Annotated in this window: 10 protein-coding genes; all 10 read left to right on the top strand. The window is 42.9% G+C overall.

Going from position 1 to position 16,711, the window contains the following annotated elements; all coding sequences use genetic code 11:
- The first annotated feature begins 71 nt into the window (after positions 1–71).
- The 10 genes from SY85_RS11610 to SY85_RS11565 all read left to right on the top strand — a co-directional run bounded on the left by SY85_RS11610 (position 72) and on the right by SY85_RS11565 (position 16,666).
- Positions 72–3,398: a VCBS repeat-containing protein gene (locus SY85_RS11610; protein WP_066404646.1), complete on the top strand. Its 3,327-nt coding sequence runs from the start codon at positions 72–74 to the stop codon at positions 3,396–3,398.
- 141 nt (positions 3,399–3,539) lie between these two features.
- On the top strand, positions 3,540–5,204 hold the full coding sequence (locus SY85_RS11605; RefSeq protein WP_066404644.1) for a glucoamylase family protein: 1,665 nt from the start codon (positions 3,540–3,542) through the stop codon (positions 5,202–5,204).
- 31 nt (positions 5,205–5,235) lie between these two features.
- A complete protein-coding gene (locus SY85_RS11600) occupies positions 5,236–6,579 on the top strand; it encodes a glucoamylase family protein (RefSeq protein ID WP_066404642.1) in 1,344 nt (447 codons plus the stop codon).
- A gap of 33 nt (positions 6,580–6,612) precedes the next feature.
- A complete protein-coding gene (locus tag SY85_RS11595; RefSeq protein WP_066404640.1) occupies positions 6,613–8,385 on the top strand; it encodes a family 43 glycosylhydrolase in 1,773 nt (590 codons plus the stop codon).
- A gap of 134 nt (positions 8,386–8,519) precedes the next feature.
- On the top strand, positions 8,520–9,182 hold the full coding sequence (locus SY85_RS11590; protein WP_066404638.1) for a GDSL-type esterase/lipase family protein: 663 nt from the start codon (positions 8,520–8,522) through the stop codon (positions 9,180–9,182).
- Positions 9,183–9,202: 20 nt separating this feature from the next.
- Complete coding sequence (bglX, locus tag SY85_RS11585) at positions 9,203–11,500, top strand: beta-glucosidase BglX (protein ID WP_066404637.1); 2,298 nt, start codon at positions 9,203–9,205, stop codon at positions 11,498–11,500.
- Between the two features lie 279 nt (positions 11,501–11,779).
- Positions 11,780–12,460 (top strand): Crp/Fnr family transcriptional regulator, encoded by a 681-nt coding sequence (locus SY85_RS11580; protein ID WP_082886388.1) that lies wholly within the window; start codon positions 11,780–11,782, stop codon positions 12,458–12,460.
- 46 nt (positions 12,461–12,506) lie between these two features.
- On the top strand, positions 12,507–14,393 hold the full coding sequence (locus SY85_RS11575) for a chloride channel protein (RefSeq protein WP_066404631.1): 1,887 nt from the start codon (positions 12,507–12,509) through the stop codon (positions 14,391–14,393).
- 217 nt (positions 14,394–14,610) lie between these two features.
- On the top strand, positions 14,611–15,927 hold the full coding sequence (locus SY85_RS11570) for a family 1 glycosylhydrolase (RefSeq protein WP_226999071.1): 1,317 nt from the start codon (positions 14,611–14,613) through the stop codon (positions 15,925–15,927).
- Position 15,928: 1 nt separating this feature from the next.
- Positions 15,929–16,666 carry an SDR family NAD(P)-dependent oxidoreductase gene (locus SY85_RS11565; RefSeq protein ID WP_066404629.1) on the top strand — a complete coding sequence of 246 codons (738 nt, stop codon included), beginning with the start codon at positions 15,929–15,931 and terminating at the stop codon, positions 16,664–16,666.
- Positions 16,667–16,711: the final 45 nt, after the last annotated feature.

Raw genomic sequence — 16,711 nt, 5'->3', positions numbered from 1 at the left:
ATAATAGGAAAGGGCTGAACATCTTGTTTCAGCCCTTTTAAATAGTTAATTCTACTAGTTTTTGAAATACTATGTTTATCCGAAATACCCTATCCATCACTTTTACTTCCGTAGCTATTGCAGGAATCTTATCTGCCTGTGAAGTAAAAAAAGCAGGTCTTTTTGAAAGCCTTCCGGCATCAGTTACCCATGTCGATTTCACTAATAAGCTGGAAAAGCGTCCCCTCTTTAATATTCTCTACTACCTGTATTACTACAATGGTGCTGGCGTGGCTGCTGGTGATATCAATAACGATGGGTTGACTGATCTGTATTTTGCCGCCAATAAAAAAGGAGGCAATAAACTATACCTTAATAAGGGGCAGTTTCAATTTGAAGATATTACCGATAAAGCTGGTGTTGCGGGTATAGCAGACTGGTGTACAGGTGTAACCATGGCTGATGTAAACGGTGATGGTTACCTGGATATTTATACTTCTGCTATAAGTGGAAAGTATGACCTGAAAGGACATAACCAGCTATTTATAAACCAAGGCAATGGAACTTTTAAAGATCTATCTGTTCAATACGGTCTTGATTTTGCGGGACTCTCTACGCAGGCGGCCTTTTTCGATTATGACCATGATGGCGACCTGGATTGTTATATCCTGAACCAGTCGCATCACCCACATGCAAATATTCGCGATACCAGTTTTCGCAAAAGCTATGACCCGCTATCGGGTGATCGATTGTATCGTAATGATGTTGCTGCTACAGGCAAGTTTACAGATGTTTCTGCCAAGGCGGGTATTTACCAAAGCAGTCTGGGCTATGGTCTGGGGCTAGCCATAGGTGATCTAAATAATGATGGCTGGGATGATATATATGTAGGCAATGATTTTCATGAGAATGATTACTACTACATCAATAAAGGTGATGGCTCATTTGTAGAAAGTGGGGCAAAGCATTTTCAGCATTATAGTCGGTTTAGCATGGGTAATGATATGGCTGATTATAATAATGACGGCCAGCTAGACCTGGTAACTGTAGATATGTTGCCACCTGATGAAAAGACCTTAAAGACCTATGGTAGTGATGAAAACGCGGACATCTATAAGGTGAAGCTGGAAATGAATGGCTACCAGAAGCAGTATTCCAAAAACAGCTTGCAACGCAATAATGGTAATGGAGAAAGTTTTAGTGAAACGGCCTTGTTGTCGGGCGTGAGTGCTACTGATTGGAGCTGGGCACCATTATTTGCTGACTTTGATAATGATGGAAACAAGGATCTCTTTATTTCCAGTGGTATTGTAAAGCGGCCAGTGGATATGGATTATGTAAAATTCATTTCTGACCTGGATATGAAAAAAGGACGCCAACAGACAGATGCTTATGATGATGAAGCGTTGAAGAGCATGCCTGATGGTAGCTCGCATCCTTATTTCTTTAAAGGCGATGGAGGCTGGCAGTTTACCGATGTGAGTGGGGATTGGGGAACTGGTGACATGAAAGGTTACTACACTGGTGCGGCCTATGCTGATCTGGATAATGATGGCAACCTGGATGTGATCATTAATCCAATAGAGTCGGCTGCTGTGATCTTAAAGAATACTACTCCACCTGCGCCTGTACTAAATGTGAATTTGAAAGGTGATAGTTTGAACCAGTTTGGTATTGGTGCCAAAGTATGGGTATTCACACAAGGCCAGATGCAATACCAGCAATTGATGCTAACGCGCGGCTTTCAATCGTCGGTAGAACCGGTGTTGCACTTTGGTTTAAACAACAGAAGAAATATCGATAGTCTACTGGTGGTATGGCCTGATCAGAAATACCAGATGCTTAAAAATATTCCAGCTATTGGAAAGCTGACACTGAAAAAAAGTGAAGCGGGTGGTCAGTTTAGCTATGCTTCTTTCTTTCCGGCTCCAGTAGCAGCTTATGAAAACATTACAGCGCAAACAGGCGTAAACTGGGTACACCGTGAAAATGATTTCCTGGATTACAATGTTCAATATTTAATTCCACACCAGGAATCTACACGCGGACCCAAGATGGCGGTAGGTGATGTGAATAAGGATGGTCTGGATGACATCTATGTATGTGGTGCCAAGGGCACTACAGGAGTGCTGCTGGTACAAAATCAATCGGGAAGGTTTGTGTCGGCCGATTCGGCTGTATTTGGAGAAGCTAAAATGAATGAAGAAGTAGATGCCTTATTCTTTGATGCCAATAACGATGGTGCTTTGGATCTGTATGTTGTAAGTGGTGGCAATGAAGCGGTGGATGGTGATGGCGTATTAGTGGATCATTTGTATTTCAATGATGGTAAAGGGCATTTTGCGCTTTCAAAAGAAAGTATACCGTCTTTATTAAAGAATAAATCGTGCGTGGTTGCTGCTGATATTGATAAGGATGGTGACATGGATCTTTTTGTAGGTGGGCTAGCGCATGCACGCCAATATGGAATGCCGCAAGACTCTTATTTGTTGTTGAATGATGGCAAGGGTCGTTTTACTGTGGCAGGAATGCAAGTTATTAATCTGAATAAGTTAGGCATTACCACCAGCGGTGCGTTTAGTGATATTAACCATGATGGATGGATGGACCTGATAGTAACAGGAGAATGGATGCCCATTAAGTTATTCATCAATAACAAGGGCGTATTTAAGGCTAACGATATTCAGCAGTCTACCGGTTTGTGGCAAACGGTTTACCCGGCTGATGTAAACGGTGATGGCTTTATCGATTTGCTAGCAGGTAACTGGGGGTTAAATTCAAAACTAGCATCAGGTAAACAAGGGCCTTTGAAACTGTATGTAAAAAACTTTGATGGGCAGGGTGGTGTTGAGCAGATCATGACCTATACCATTGATGGTACTGAATACACGTTTTTGGCAAAAGACGAGCTGGAGCGCCCATTGCCTGTGTTGAAGAAAGCGTATTTAACGTATGGTGAAGTGGCGGGCAAGTCGGTGCAATACTTGCTGTATGATCTTTTTAAAGACTATACTGAGTTGAAAGCCGAAACGCTTGCTTCAGCATGCTTTTTGAATGATGGGAAAGGCAATTTCGAGAAAGTGGAGTTTGCCTCAGCTCTGCAGCTGGCACCTATATTTTCCTTTGCGCAAGCAATGCCTGATTCTAAAAAAGCCTATTTAGCGGGAGGGAACTTTTATGGTGTGATTCCCTATGAAGGGCGTTATGATGCATTGCCGCCAACCACATTTTCGTTCAATAAACAAGCAAATGCGTTTGAGAGTGGTACTTGTTTGCCAGTACTGGACGGAGAGTTGCGCGATGCCAAGTGGGTGAATACGGTAAAAGGTCAGAAGGTGCTGGTATTGGCAAGAAATAATCAGCCTTTGCTTTTTTTTAGAAGCATTAACCGGAATGACAACCGATTGGTGATGAAATAGAAGTAGTGGTACGCTTGTTGTAAATGGTGGAAGGGCTGTTGTGAGCTTGAAATTGTAATTGTATTTTAATACAAGGCCAGTGCAAATAGCTGTTATTTAGCTGGCTGTTTTGTTGTTCACTTACCGTTGAAACCATAACACATGCGCGGTATTCATTGTTTTGTTCTTGCGTTGCTGGCGTTGCAGCATGTTTCCTGTAATAAGGGTTCTTCTAGTAATGATCAGCCCACTACACCGCCTGTCTTTCAACTAAATAGTACCAGCCTTGACGGGAAGGCGCCAGGCACAGAAAATTATAATGTTCCTTTTTCGCCGGTTATACGATTAAACTTTAATGGTAAAGTAGATAAAGGAACTGTTGCTGCGGCTGTACACCTAACGTCTGAAAGTGGTGCTGTTGCTTATACGGCTTCCTATGCCAATGGCGATAGTAGTTTAGTGATACAGCCCGCTTCGCCTTTGTCCTCCATAGTACGACATGATTTTTCAATTTCTACTTCACTCAAAGCGACGACTGGTGCTTCGTTGATGAGTGGCACCAACTTTACGTTTGTTACCAAGATCGATTCCATTGCCAAGTTTCCGCAATTGACAGAAGATGAATTGTTGACTAAAGTGCAGCAACAAACATTTAAATATTTCTGGGACTTTGGGCACCCGGTGAGTGGCTTGGCTCGTGAGCGTAATTCATCGGGCGATGTGGTAACATCGGGTGGCAGCGGCTTTGGTATTATGGCTATTGTTGCTGGCATTCACCGCGGGTTTGTAACGCGGGCGCAAGGCTTAGCACGTATGCAAATTATAGTGCGTTTTTTAAAGGATCAAGCGCAAACCTTTAAAGGAGCCTATCCGCATTGGTTGAATGGAGCTACGGGTGTTGTAGTGCCCTTTAGCGCGAATGATAATGGTGCCGACCTGGTAGAAACATCTTACCTCATGCAAGGGTTAATCACTGCAAGGCAGTATTTCAATGGGGCCGACGCATCCGAAACTAGTTTGCGAAGTGATATCAATACCATTTGGAACCGGGTGGAGTGGAGCTGGTTTACCAAAGGAGGAGAGCAGGTATTATACTGGCATTGGAGTCCTAGCGTGAACTGGGTAATGAACGTGCAGATAAAGGGCTGGAATGAAGCGTTGATCACTTATGTGATGGCGGCTTCTTCCACAACCTATCCCATTACAAAAGCGGTTTATGATAATGGATGGGCTTCCAATGGAGGTATGCGAAATGGTGCTGCGTATTATGGCATTACATTACCCTTGGGGCCGGCTTTTGGGGGACCACTATTCTTTTCGCACTATTCTTTTTTAGGTATCAATCCAAAGAGCCTTACGGATGCTTATGCGAATTATGAGATGCAGAATCAAAATCATGCATTAATCAATTACAATTATTGCAAGACCAACCCTAAAGGGTATTTCGGCTATAGCGATTCGGTATGGGGGCTCACAGCGAGCGATATAAAAGGTGGGTATACAGCCAGTTCGCCAACTAATGATGTAGGTGTTATTGCTCCAACGGCGGCTCTTTCTTCTTTTCCATACACACCGACCGAATCGATGAAGACTTTAAAGTTTTTTTATTATACCTTGGGAGACAAGATCTGGAAGGAATATGGTTTTATAGATGCCTTCTCGTTGAAAGAACCCTGGTTTGCGAATTCCTTCCTAGCCATAGACCAGGGACCCATTATCATTATGATTGAAAACTACCGGAGCGGATTGCTTTGGAATTTGTTTATGAGTGCACCGGAAGTAAAAACCGGTATGCGTGCCTTAGGTTTTCAAAGCCCTAATCTGTAATGCTAAATAGATAAATTGTATAAAACAGCTGATGAAAAAGCAAACTGCATTTCTACTAATTTGTTTTGTCTTCTGCTCACTTTTTTCCTTTGCCCAGAAGGCAAAAACGCCTGCCTTTAATCCTGCTAACCGGCCAAAAAATCTGTCGGACTCGGCCTTGCTGGAATTGGTGCAAAAGCAAACCTTTCGGTACTTCTGGGACTTTGCTCATCCGGTAAGTGGTATGGCACGTGAGCGAAGCAATACCGCCTTTGAATACGGAGGTGAAGTGGTAACCACAGGAGGTACTGGCTTTGGTGTAATGTCGATAGTGGTTGCTGCCAACAGAGGATGGATCACTAGAGATACGGCAGCCAAGCATTTGTTGAAAATGGTAAAGTTTCTGTGGAAGGCTGATGCCTTTCATGGTGTGTTTCCACACTGGTTGAACGGCGAGACAGGTAAGGTGATCCGCTTTAGCCGTAAAGATGATGGCGGTGACTTAGTAGAACATTCTTTCTTATTGCAAGGACTGCTATGTGCGCGTCAGTATTTTAATGCAGATAATAATACTGAACGCGAACTGCGGAACCGCATCAACTGGATCTGGAGCGAAACGGAATGGAACTGGTATACCAAAGGGGGCGAAGAAGTACTGTACTGGCACTGGAGCCCTAACAATGACTGGGCGATGAACTTTCCACTCCGTGGCTATAATGAAGCACTGATCACCTATGTGTTGGCAGCCTCTGCAGAACGTTATCCTGTACCTACAGCTGTTTATCATCGTGGCTGGGCACAGAGCAATTTCTTTAAGAATGGTAAAACCTTCTACGGACATGTATTGCCGTTAGGGTTTGACTATGGTGGTCCGTTGTTCTTTTCACACTATTCCTTTTTAGGCTTAAGTCCAAAAGGATTAAAAGATCAGTATGCTGATTATTGGCAGCAAAACACGAATCATACCTTGATCAATCGTGCTTATGTATTGGAGAATCCGAAAAAGTATAAAGGCTATGGTCCTAACAGCTGGGGATTATCAGCCAGTGACAGTTATGTAGGTTATGCAGCGCATTCGCCATCAGAAGACCTGGGTGTGATTACGCCAACAGCAGCATTGTCTTCATTTCCTTATACGCCTGAATATTCCATGCAGGCATTGAAATATTTCTACAACGAGCTAGGAGATAAGATATGGAGTGAGTATGGTTTTGTGGATGCTTTTAGTGAGGAGAAGAACTGGTATGCAAAGTCGCATTTGGCGATAGACCAGGGGCCCATCATTGTAATGATTGAAAACTACCGGACGGGCTTGTTGTGGGACCTGTTTATGAGTGCGCCAGAAGTGCAGGGTGGTTTGAAGAAGCTGGGTTTTCAAAGTCCGTATTTGAAATAAGCGCTAAGAGAAATGCAATTAAAAACGTTCGATATGAAGCGTGTGCTATTGTTATTAGGTTGTTGTGTGTCTTTGTTTTGTGTGTCTGCTCAGATGAATAAGGCGAAGACCTATTGCAATCCTATTAATATAGATTATGGTTATACGCCAATTCCCAATTTTTCAGAGTGGGGACGGCACCGCGCTACAGCTGATCCTGTTATCGTAAACTATAAAGGTGATTACTACCTGTTTTCAACCAACCAGTGGGGCTACTGGTGGAGTAATGATCTTTCTAACTGGAACTATATTTCTAAGAGATTTCTACGACCCTGGAATACAGGCACCTATGATGAATTGTGTGCTCCTGGCGTTGGAATTATGGGAGATACGATGATTGTCTTTGGATCAACCTATACCCGCAACTTCTCTATATGGATGAGCACCAATCCCAAAGGCAATGAATGGAAACCATTGGTAGACTCTTTTGAGATTGGAGGTTGGGATCCATCATTCTTTACTGATGATGATGGTCGAGTGTATATGTACAATGGAAGCAGTAATAAGTATCCCATGTATGGTGTTGAACTGGATCGGAAAACCATGAAGCCCATTGGAACCAGACAAGAGATGTATTTACTGGAGCCCTGGCGTTATGGCTGGCAGCGTTTTGGGGAGCATATGGATAATACGTTCCTGGATCCCTTTATTGAAGGCTCACACATGACCAAGTACAAAGGCAAGTATTATCTGCAATATGGTGCTCCGGGTACTGAGTTCAGTGGGTATGCCGATGGTTTGTTGGTAGGGGAAGGTCCTCTGGGTCCTTTTACACCAGCTTCGGATCCCTTGAGTATGAAGCTGGGTGGATATGTGAGAGGGGCCGGTCACGGAGCTACTTTTCAAGACAATAATAAAAATTTCTGGCACATATCTACTACTGTGGTTTCTGTAAAAAATACATTCGAACGTCGATTAGGTGTATGGCCGTCAGGGTTTGATAAAGACGATCAGATGTGGTGTAATACCAGCTTTGGTGATTATCCTCATTATTTACCTGATGCTGTAGATCACGCTAAACCTAATCAATATTCACCTTCTCCCTACTTTACCGGTTGGATGCTGTTGAACTATAACAAACCCGTTCAGGTATCTTCCACACTGGGCGGATATCTAGCTAACGGTGCGGTGGATGAATTGACCAAGACCTATTGGAGTGCAACTTCCGGAAACAAAGGGGAGTGGATACAATCTGATCTGGGCGCGGTGTCAAGAGTAAATGCGGTGCAAATCAATTATGCTGACCAGGATGTGGATAGCAATCGCTTAGGTAAATTCAACGACCAGTATCATCAATACAAGCTGTATTATTCTGTAGATGGTAAGAAGTGGAATGTGCTAGTGGATAAAAGCCAAAATAAAAAGGATGTGCCGCACGACTATGTAGAGTTAGATAAGCCAGTACAGGCACGCTATATCAAACTGGAAAATATTCATATGCCAACCGGGAAGTTTGCTATCAGTGGACTACGGGTGTTTGGTAATGGTAATGGTGTAAAGCCAGACGCTGTGCAAGGTTTTATTGTATTGCGTACCGAGAAAGATAAGCGTAGTGCCTTTATCAAATGGCGACCTGTGGACAATGCATTTGCTTACAATATTTACTATGGTACGGCTCCAGATAAATTGTACACCTGCATTATGATCCATTCCAATAATGAATATTGGATGAAAAGTATGGACAGTCAGAAGCCGTACTACTTTCAGATTGAAGCGATTAATGAAAATGGTGTATCGGAGCGGAATAAAGTAGTGAAGGTTGAATAGTGTGAGGAAATTTGAAAAACAAAAGACAAATAACAAATCCCAAAATCCCAAAAAAACAAAAGACAAATTCCAAAAGGGAAATAACAAAGGTTAAATCTGTTTTGGATTATGGTCTAAAATGAAATCTGAATAATATGCAATTGAAAAAACTAGTTTTTATTGTTGGACTATTGGTTGTTGGATTTTTAACTAATGCGCAACAGCTTCCTTTTTATGCGGACATACAAGCTTTTAACAAGCAAGATAGCGTTCAGGCACCACCACAACATCCCATACTGTTGATTGGTAGTTCCTCTTTCACCAGGTGGCAGGATGTACAATCCTATTTTCCCGGGTATGTTATTGTAAACAGGGGTTTTGGTGGGTCGACACTTTTGGATTTGATCCGCTATGCAGATAACATCATTTTCCCCTACCAGCCAAAACAAATCCTGATCTATTGTGGGGAGAATGATTTGTCATCATCTAATGCGGTAACTGCTGAAATGGTAGTTGATCGATTCAAAACGTTGTTTGGAATGATCCGGGTAAAGTTGCCTAACACACCAGTAGCATTTGTTTCTTTGAAACCCAGTCCCAGCAGGCAACAGCTGATGGCTAAGATGGAAGTTGTGAACAAGGACGTGAAGAAGTATTTAAAGGATAAGCCTCATACTGCTTTCATTGATGTGTATCATCCAATGTTGACAAAAGAGAACCTGCCTATAACGACTCTTTTTGTAGAAGATAACCTGCATATGAACGCGCAGGGTTATGCGATCTGGAAAAAAGTAATTGAGCCGTATTTATTGAAATGATCATAAATAAACGAAAGAACATGACTAGAAATCTATTGTTCGTCTTGCTTCTCTTAAACGTGTTTCAGTTGCCCGCGCAACAGGGCAAGCCTGCGGCTTCGACAAAGGCTGCAGCAATGAACACGTTTGTAAGCAACTTAATGAAAAAGATGACGTTGGATGAAAAGATTGGACAGCTGAACCTGGTGACACCTGGTGGCGGTGTAGCTACCGGTGCTGTAGTTAGTAGTGATGTAGAATCCAAAATAAAGGCTGGTAGTGTAGGAGGGTTGTTTGGAGTTATTGGCGTAGATAAAATCCGCCAGGCACAGGATCTGGCAATGAACCATTCCCGCTTAAAGATCCCGTTGATTTTTGGGTCTGATATAATTCATGGTTATAAAACAACATTCCCGATTCCACTTGCCTTAGCCTGTAGTTGGGATACGGCCCTTATAGAAAGAAGTGCGCGTATTGCAGCTATTGAAGCTTCAGCAGATGGTTTGAACTGGGCTTTTTCTCCCATGGTGGACATTGCCCGCGATCCGCGCTGGGGACGCGTAGCGGAAGGATCTGGCGAAGATCCTTACCTGGGTTCTAAAATAGCAAAAGCTATGGTGCGTGGATATCAAGGAAATGATCTGGCTGCTACAAATACCTTGATGGCTTGTGTAAAGCACTTTGCCTTATATGGTGCTGCGGAAGCAGGTAGGGACTATAACACAGTGGACATGAGTCTCATTAAAATGTATGAGTATTACCTGCCTCCTTATAAAGCGGCTATTGATGCTGGTGTAGGTAGCGTAATGAGTTCTTTTAACGACATCAATGGTATACCGGCTACAGGTAACCGCTGGCTCTTGACCGACCTTCTGCGTAAGCAATGGGGTTTTGATGGTTTTGTGGTATCGGACTATACATCGGTTAATGAAATGATTGATCATGGAATGGGAGATCTGCAGGCAGTATCAGCATTGGCTTTGAAAGCAGGTTTGGACATGGATATGGTGGGTGAAGGTTTTCTGACTACATTGAAGAAATCATTGAAAGAAGGAAAGGTGACGCAACAGGAGATTGACCTGGCCTGTAAAAGAATATTAGAGGCGAAATATAAGTTGGGCTTATTTGAAGATCCCTTCCGTTACCTAAACCATGATAGAGCGACTAAGGAAGTTTTGTCGCCAGACAAACGTGTTGCAGGTCGTGAGTTTGCGCAGCACTCCATGGTGCTGTTGAAAAATGAAGGGCAAGTATTGCCATTAAAAAAGTCTGGTACTATTGCGTTGGTTGGTGCCTTAGCTAATAATAAAAGCAATATGCTAGGAACTTGGGCTGTGTCGGGTGATGCGCAGTTGTCAACGCCTATATTGGATGGATTTAAATCGGTTGCAGGAAATGCGGCTACTATTTTATATGCCCGTGGTGCTAACATTACGGACGATTCTGCACTGGCTAAAAAAGCCAATGTTTTTGGTGAGAAAGTAGATATAGATCCGCGTTCTCCGCAAGAGTTGATCAACGAAGCGGTAGCTACTGCTGGTCGTGCTGATGTAGTAGTGGCCGTAGTAGGAGAGGCTTCTGAACTGAGTGGAGAATCGGCTAGTCGTTCAGATATCACGCTTCCTGCCAGCCAGCTGGAATTATTAAAAGCGTTGAAAAAAACCGGTAAGCCATTAGTGGTGGTGGTGATGAGTGGCCGTCCACTGGCCTTGAATTGGGAAGCTGCCAATGCAAACGCTTTGCTACAAGGATGGTTTGGCGGACATGAATTCGGGCCTGCTTTAGCTGATGTACTATTTGGAAATTATAACCCATCTGGTAAGCTGACCATGACCTTTCCCCGGAATGTTGGACAAGTGCCTATCTATTACAATCATAAAACTACCGGTCGTCCTCAGCAGGGCAAGGAGTTCCAAAAATTCCGTTCTAACTACCTGGATGTATCTAACGATCCATTGTATCCATTTGGGTATGGATTAAGCTATACCACATTTAGCTATAGCGATATTAAGCTGAGCAGTAAAGAAATGACGGCCGCACAAAGTATTAGGGCAACTGTTACTGTAACCAATACTGGTAATTACGATGGCGAAGAAGTGGTGCAGTTTTACATCTATGATCAGGTAGCCTCTGTTACGCAACCAGTGAAGAAGTTAAAAGGATTTCAGAAGATTGCGTTGAAAAAAGGAGAGTCTAAAGTAGTGAGCTTTACTATTACTGCTGAAGAGCTTAAATTCTTTAACACGGCGCTGAAATGGATAGCTGAGCCGGGCGAATTCAAGGTTTATATTGGTACCAGCTCTTCTGATGTAAAAGTGGCTAGTTTTCGATTAAAGTAGGGGAGATGCAAATCCGAAAAAGTAAAATATCGAAATCTGGGTATGTGGTTAACTCAACTATATAATTGGATGGGTATTCATTTTAAAATATTCAATTTAATAACAAAAAGGGTAGCCTTACAGCTACCCTTTTGTATACCACCAAGTATGGTGAAGGATGATAAATTACATTGCGTATGCAATATAATAATTATTAATAGTATTTATATAGTTTATTAAAATATTGCCAATGCAATATTTTATAACTTAATTCTTATAAAAACTGTCTTACTTTTGCGCATGCCAGAAATAGAATGTACCCTAAGCAGGTGTTTTCTCTGTACGCATTGTATTCCAGAGTGGAAGGCTGCTGTTGCCGTGAAGAAAAAAACGTTACTCTTCCATAAAGGACAGACCATATTTACTGAAGGAGATGAAGTAAAGGGGATTTACTTTGTTTATAGTGGTGTAGTGAAGATCTCTAAACAATGGGGAGCTGAAAAAGAGTTGCTTCTTCGATTTGCAAAAGAAGGTGATGTAGTGGGGTTTCGCGGTTTAGGCGAAGAGTCCATTTACCCAATCTCAGCAACGGCCCTTACAGAAACTACACTTTGTTATATACCTAACGATTTTTTTGAGGCCACGCTCCGCACTAATAATTCCTTCACCTATCAATTACTACAAGTGTATGCTGCAGAGCTACAGAGAGCTGAAAAGCGCATGCGGGATCTGGCTCATCGCGACGTAAAAGGCAGGATCGCTATTGCTCTGCTAGAGTTAATTGACTTGTTTGGGCTGGACAAAGAAAACTTTATTGCATTGCCGGTTAATCGCCAAGATATTGCCTCGTTTGCAGGAACTACCTATGAAACTGTATTCAAATTTTTTGGTGAACTATCGCAAGCGGGCATCATTACCACAGAAGGGAAAAAGATTCAAGTGAATCAGCCTGATGCCTTGCAAGAATTTATAAAAATGTAAACTGTTTTGCTACTGCTGGCAAGGTTGCATTATCCATTACTTTATTATGAACAATATGAACAAAACACCACATGGTATTCCCATTTCTGTTTCATTAGACGAATCCATGGACACTGCTAACTCTTCTACGCAATCCGGTATAGATAAAAAGCGGCTATTGGTTATTTCGTTGCTAGCTGTTGGTATAGGTATCGTTATTAGTGGTATCGCCAAAGTATTAGTGTACTTGATTAATCTCATTACGAATCTTTCCTTTCATCACCAGTTCTCTGTAGCCGCTTCCAGTCCTGCTACTCACAGCTATGGTGCCTGGGTAATTGTAATTCCAGCAATAGGCGGTTTGATTGTAGGGTTGATGGCATTATATGGTTCTAAGGCCATTCGTGGTCATGGTATACCTGAAGCGATGGAGCAAATTCTAACCAATGAAAGTAAGATCCGTCCAACTATTACCTACCTGAAGCCTTTGTCTGCAGCCATTTCTATTGGTACAGGCGGTCCTTTTGGTGCAGAAGGGCCTATTATAGCAACGGGTGGTGCCTTTGGTTCAACGATTGGACAGTTGCTTAAAATCAGTTCGTATGAACGGAAGATCCTGCTAGCTGCCGGTGCAACGGCTGGTATGTCGGCCATCTTTGGAACCCCTATTGCTGCTATCTTTTTAGCTATAGAATTATTGTTGTTTGAGTTTTCACCACGCTCTATTCTGCCAGTAGCATTGGCCTGTATTACTGGAGCAGCAGGGCATCATTTTCTTTTTGAGGCCGGGCCAGTTTTTCCCACTCCTTTTATTGAAGCGCCAAGTAATGAGGCTTTAGCTATTTACAGTGTGGTTGGTTTGTTGATTGGCGTTTTATCAGCAGGGGTTACTAAGGTTGTTTACATTATTGAAGATGCGTTTGAACGTCTGCCCATTCATTGGATGTGGTGGCCGGCAATTGGAGGCCTTGCTGTTGGTGTAGTAGGCTATTTTGCTCCGCGCACATTAGGCGTTGGTTATAATAATATCACGGATGTGCTCTCTGGCCATTTGGGGCTGCAAGTGATATTGAGTTTGTGCATTATGAAATTTATCTCCTGGGCCATATCCTTGGGCAGTGGTACATCGGGCGGCACTTTGGCTCCCCTGTTAACGATTGGTGGTGCAAGTGGTGCGTTGTTGGGAATGCTGGTAAATATGATGTTTCCAAACGCTGGTGTTAGCATTCCTTTGGCTGCTTTGGTAGGCATGTCGGCAATGTTTGCGGGTGCATCAAGAGCATTATTGACGTCTATCATTTTTGCTTTGGAAACTACGAATCAAGCCAATGCTTTACTGCCTTTACTGGCTGCGTGTATTGCTGCCTACTTTGTGTCTTACCTGTTAATGGAAAACACCATCATGACCGAAAAGATTGCCCGCCGTGGCGTTAAGACGCCACATGTTTATGAACCTGATATTTTAGACAAAATGAGGGTTGGGCAAGTGTTGAAAGAAAACCTCACACTAGTCAGCAATGATCTTACTATTCGAGAAGCAAGAGAGTGGCTTTTGAAAAGAAAAGAAGGGTTACAGAACTATTATGTTGTAGTAGATGGTAGCGGTGTTTTTAAAGGTGTTGTTAGTTCTTCAAGTCTATTCAGTCTACATCAAGTGGATGCGAATACGATTGGCTCCCTCATCAAACGAAAACCATTTGCGGTTACCAATGAAGATAGTTTAAAGCGAGCAGTGGAGATGATGGCTAAAGAAAACCTGGATGTGCTGCCTGTGGTTTCTTCTGCGGATGCTAAAATTACCGGGGTTCTTTCTTATAAAGATATACTTGCGGCCTACCGAACCCGCAGTGAGGAGCATGAAGAAACGGTAGCCATTTCATTGCGTAGACGAACGCTAAAAGTGCTTGTTCATGGTAAGAAAAAGATGAGTTCTTTGAAGAGTCTTGACAAGTAGTTGTATTAGAACAAGGGAAGTGGCTTTTGTAAGTTGATAACATTTAATCCTTATCCTCAACATTGACCTTAGGGTAGCATGCATTATTGTAAAGCGGTTGCTGAAAGCGTCATTTTAATTCACAAACATTTTTTGAAAACTGTCGACCCTTGCTGTTAGGTGGTTATGTTTTTGTGGTGTATAATTTTTGTTTGGTTATTTCAACAATTGATACACTATGAATCAAAGTATTGCGGGGCGTGGGTTTATGTTTGCGACAGGAATTGAGAATAGTATACCAACTATTAAAAACGGTACAGTCCGCATGGATGAGTATGAGAAATGCGGTCACTACACACACTGGAAAAAAGACTTTCAGCTGGTGACGGAAATGGGGATTAGCTTTTTGCGTTATGGGCCGCCACTTCATCGAACTTTCCTGGGAAAAGGTAAGTATGACTGGTCTTTTGTTGATGAAACGTTTAATGAACTGTACCGGCTGAATATTATGCCTATTGTAGATCTCTGCCATTTTGGAGTGCCTGATTGGATGGGAAACTTTCAGAATCCGGAGTTTCCTGCTCTTTTTGCTGAATATGCACGTGCATTTGCTGAGCGTTATCCATGGGTACAATTATACACACCGGTAAATGAAATGTATATCTGCGCAGTCTTTTCCGGGCTTAATGGCTGGTGGAATGAGCAGGGCACTACTGACAAAACTTTTGTTACGGCTCTCAAGCACCTTGTAAAGGCCAATGTGCTGGCCATGCATGCAATTTTAGAAGTGCGGGCCGATGCGCTTTTTATACAAAGTGAATCTTCAGAATACTTCCATGCCGAAAATCCAAAAGCTATTGGGCCTGCGGAATCAATGAATGCACGACGTTTCTTGTCGCTCGATCTGAATTATGGTCGTCGAGTAGACTCCGAGATGTACGAATACCTCATGGATAATGGAATGACCAGGGATGAGTATCATTTCTTTTTGGATAATCACCTGAAGCATCATTGTATAATGGGTAACGATTATTATATCACCAATGAACACCGTGTTTCTAATGAAGGTATTGTAAGAGAAGCTGGGGAAATATTTGGCTACCACGTAATCACCTCACAATATTATGACCGCTACCAGATACCGGTAATGCATACAGAGACCAATTTGAACCAGGGCGTAAGAGGTGATGAAGCCGTAAACTGGTTGTGGAAAGAGTGGGCTAATGTGTTACGGGTTCGAAACGATGGTTTGCCTATAGTCGGGTTTACCTGGTATTCTTTGACCGATCAGGTGGACTGGGATAGTGCCTTGTGTGAGAATAATGGAACGGTTAATCCATTGGGGTTGTTTGATCTGGACCGGAACATCCGGCCTGTTGGCATGGCTTATAAAAAATTGATAGATCAATGGCGGGATGTGCTGCCCACACAAAGTGTTTGTTTAACTGTGCCAATTGTGTTGCCCAGTGAGCATAATGAGGATTGGGCGAGAAAGAGACGCTCAGTAGCAAAAGAGCAGATCAATGCATCTACTGATTCATCTTCAAACAAATAATATGCGATTTCAAAATAAAGTGGCCATTGTAACAGGTGGGGCTGGCGGTATTGGGTTAGCCACTGCAAAGCGTCTGGCATCTGAAGGTGCTAAAGTGGTGTTGGCGGATCTGGATGAACAAAAGCTGCAAGCGGCAATCGAATCGACTAAAACCGAAGTGCCCGAAGGTATTGTTCCAGTTGTTTGTAATGTAACCAAGGAGGCTGATGTAGTGGCTGCTTTCGAGGTGGCCAAAAAGCAGTTTGGTAGTATTGACGTTATTGTAAACAATGCGGGTTTAATGATCTTTAAGCCTATAGAAGAACAAACGGGCGATGATTGGATGAACATCCTGCAGGTAGACTTGCTGGGAGCTGTCTTCTTTATCAAACATGCTTTTTTGAAGATGCCCGCGGGCGGTGCTATTGTAAATGTATCAAGTATCCATGCCATTGAAACGGAACCTTTGGTAGCACCGTATGCGGCTGCAAAAGCGGCATTGGTGTCGTTAACGCGATCGGCGGCATTAGAGGGTCAGCCTAAGGGTATTCGTGTCAATGCCATCTTGCCGGGAGCTATTAATACGCCTATGCTTTGGCAGAACCCAAATGTGAAATCGGGTGTTGAAAAGATCAATCCCACAGATATAGGGAAGCCTGAAGATATTGCTGCCACAATTGCTTACCTGGCGTCGCCTGATGCTGCCTTTGTGCAAGGCGCTATATTGGCTGTTGATGGAGGGCGCTTAACGCGGTTGTAGGAAGTGATTCAATAATAAAACCCTTTATAAATGAGTTGACAGTTG

Origin of the sequence: Flavisolibacter tropicus (assembly GCF_001644645.1) — a bacterium.
Lineage (GTDB): Bacteria > Bacteroidota > Bacteroidia > Chitinophagales > Chitinophagaceae > Flavisolibacter > Flavisolibacter tropicus.
Note: the sequence above shows the minus strand (reverse complement) of the source record. Positions and strands in the feature narration are given on the sequence as shown.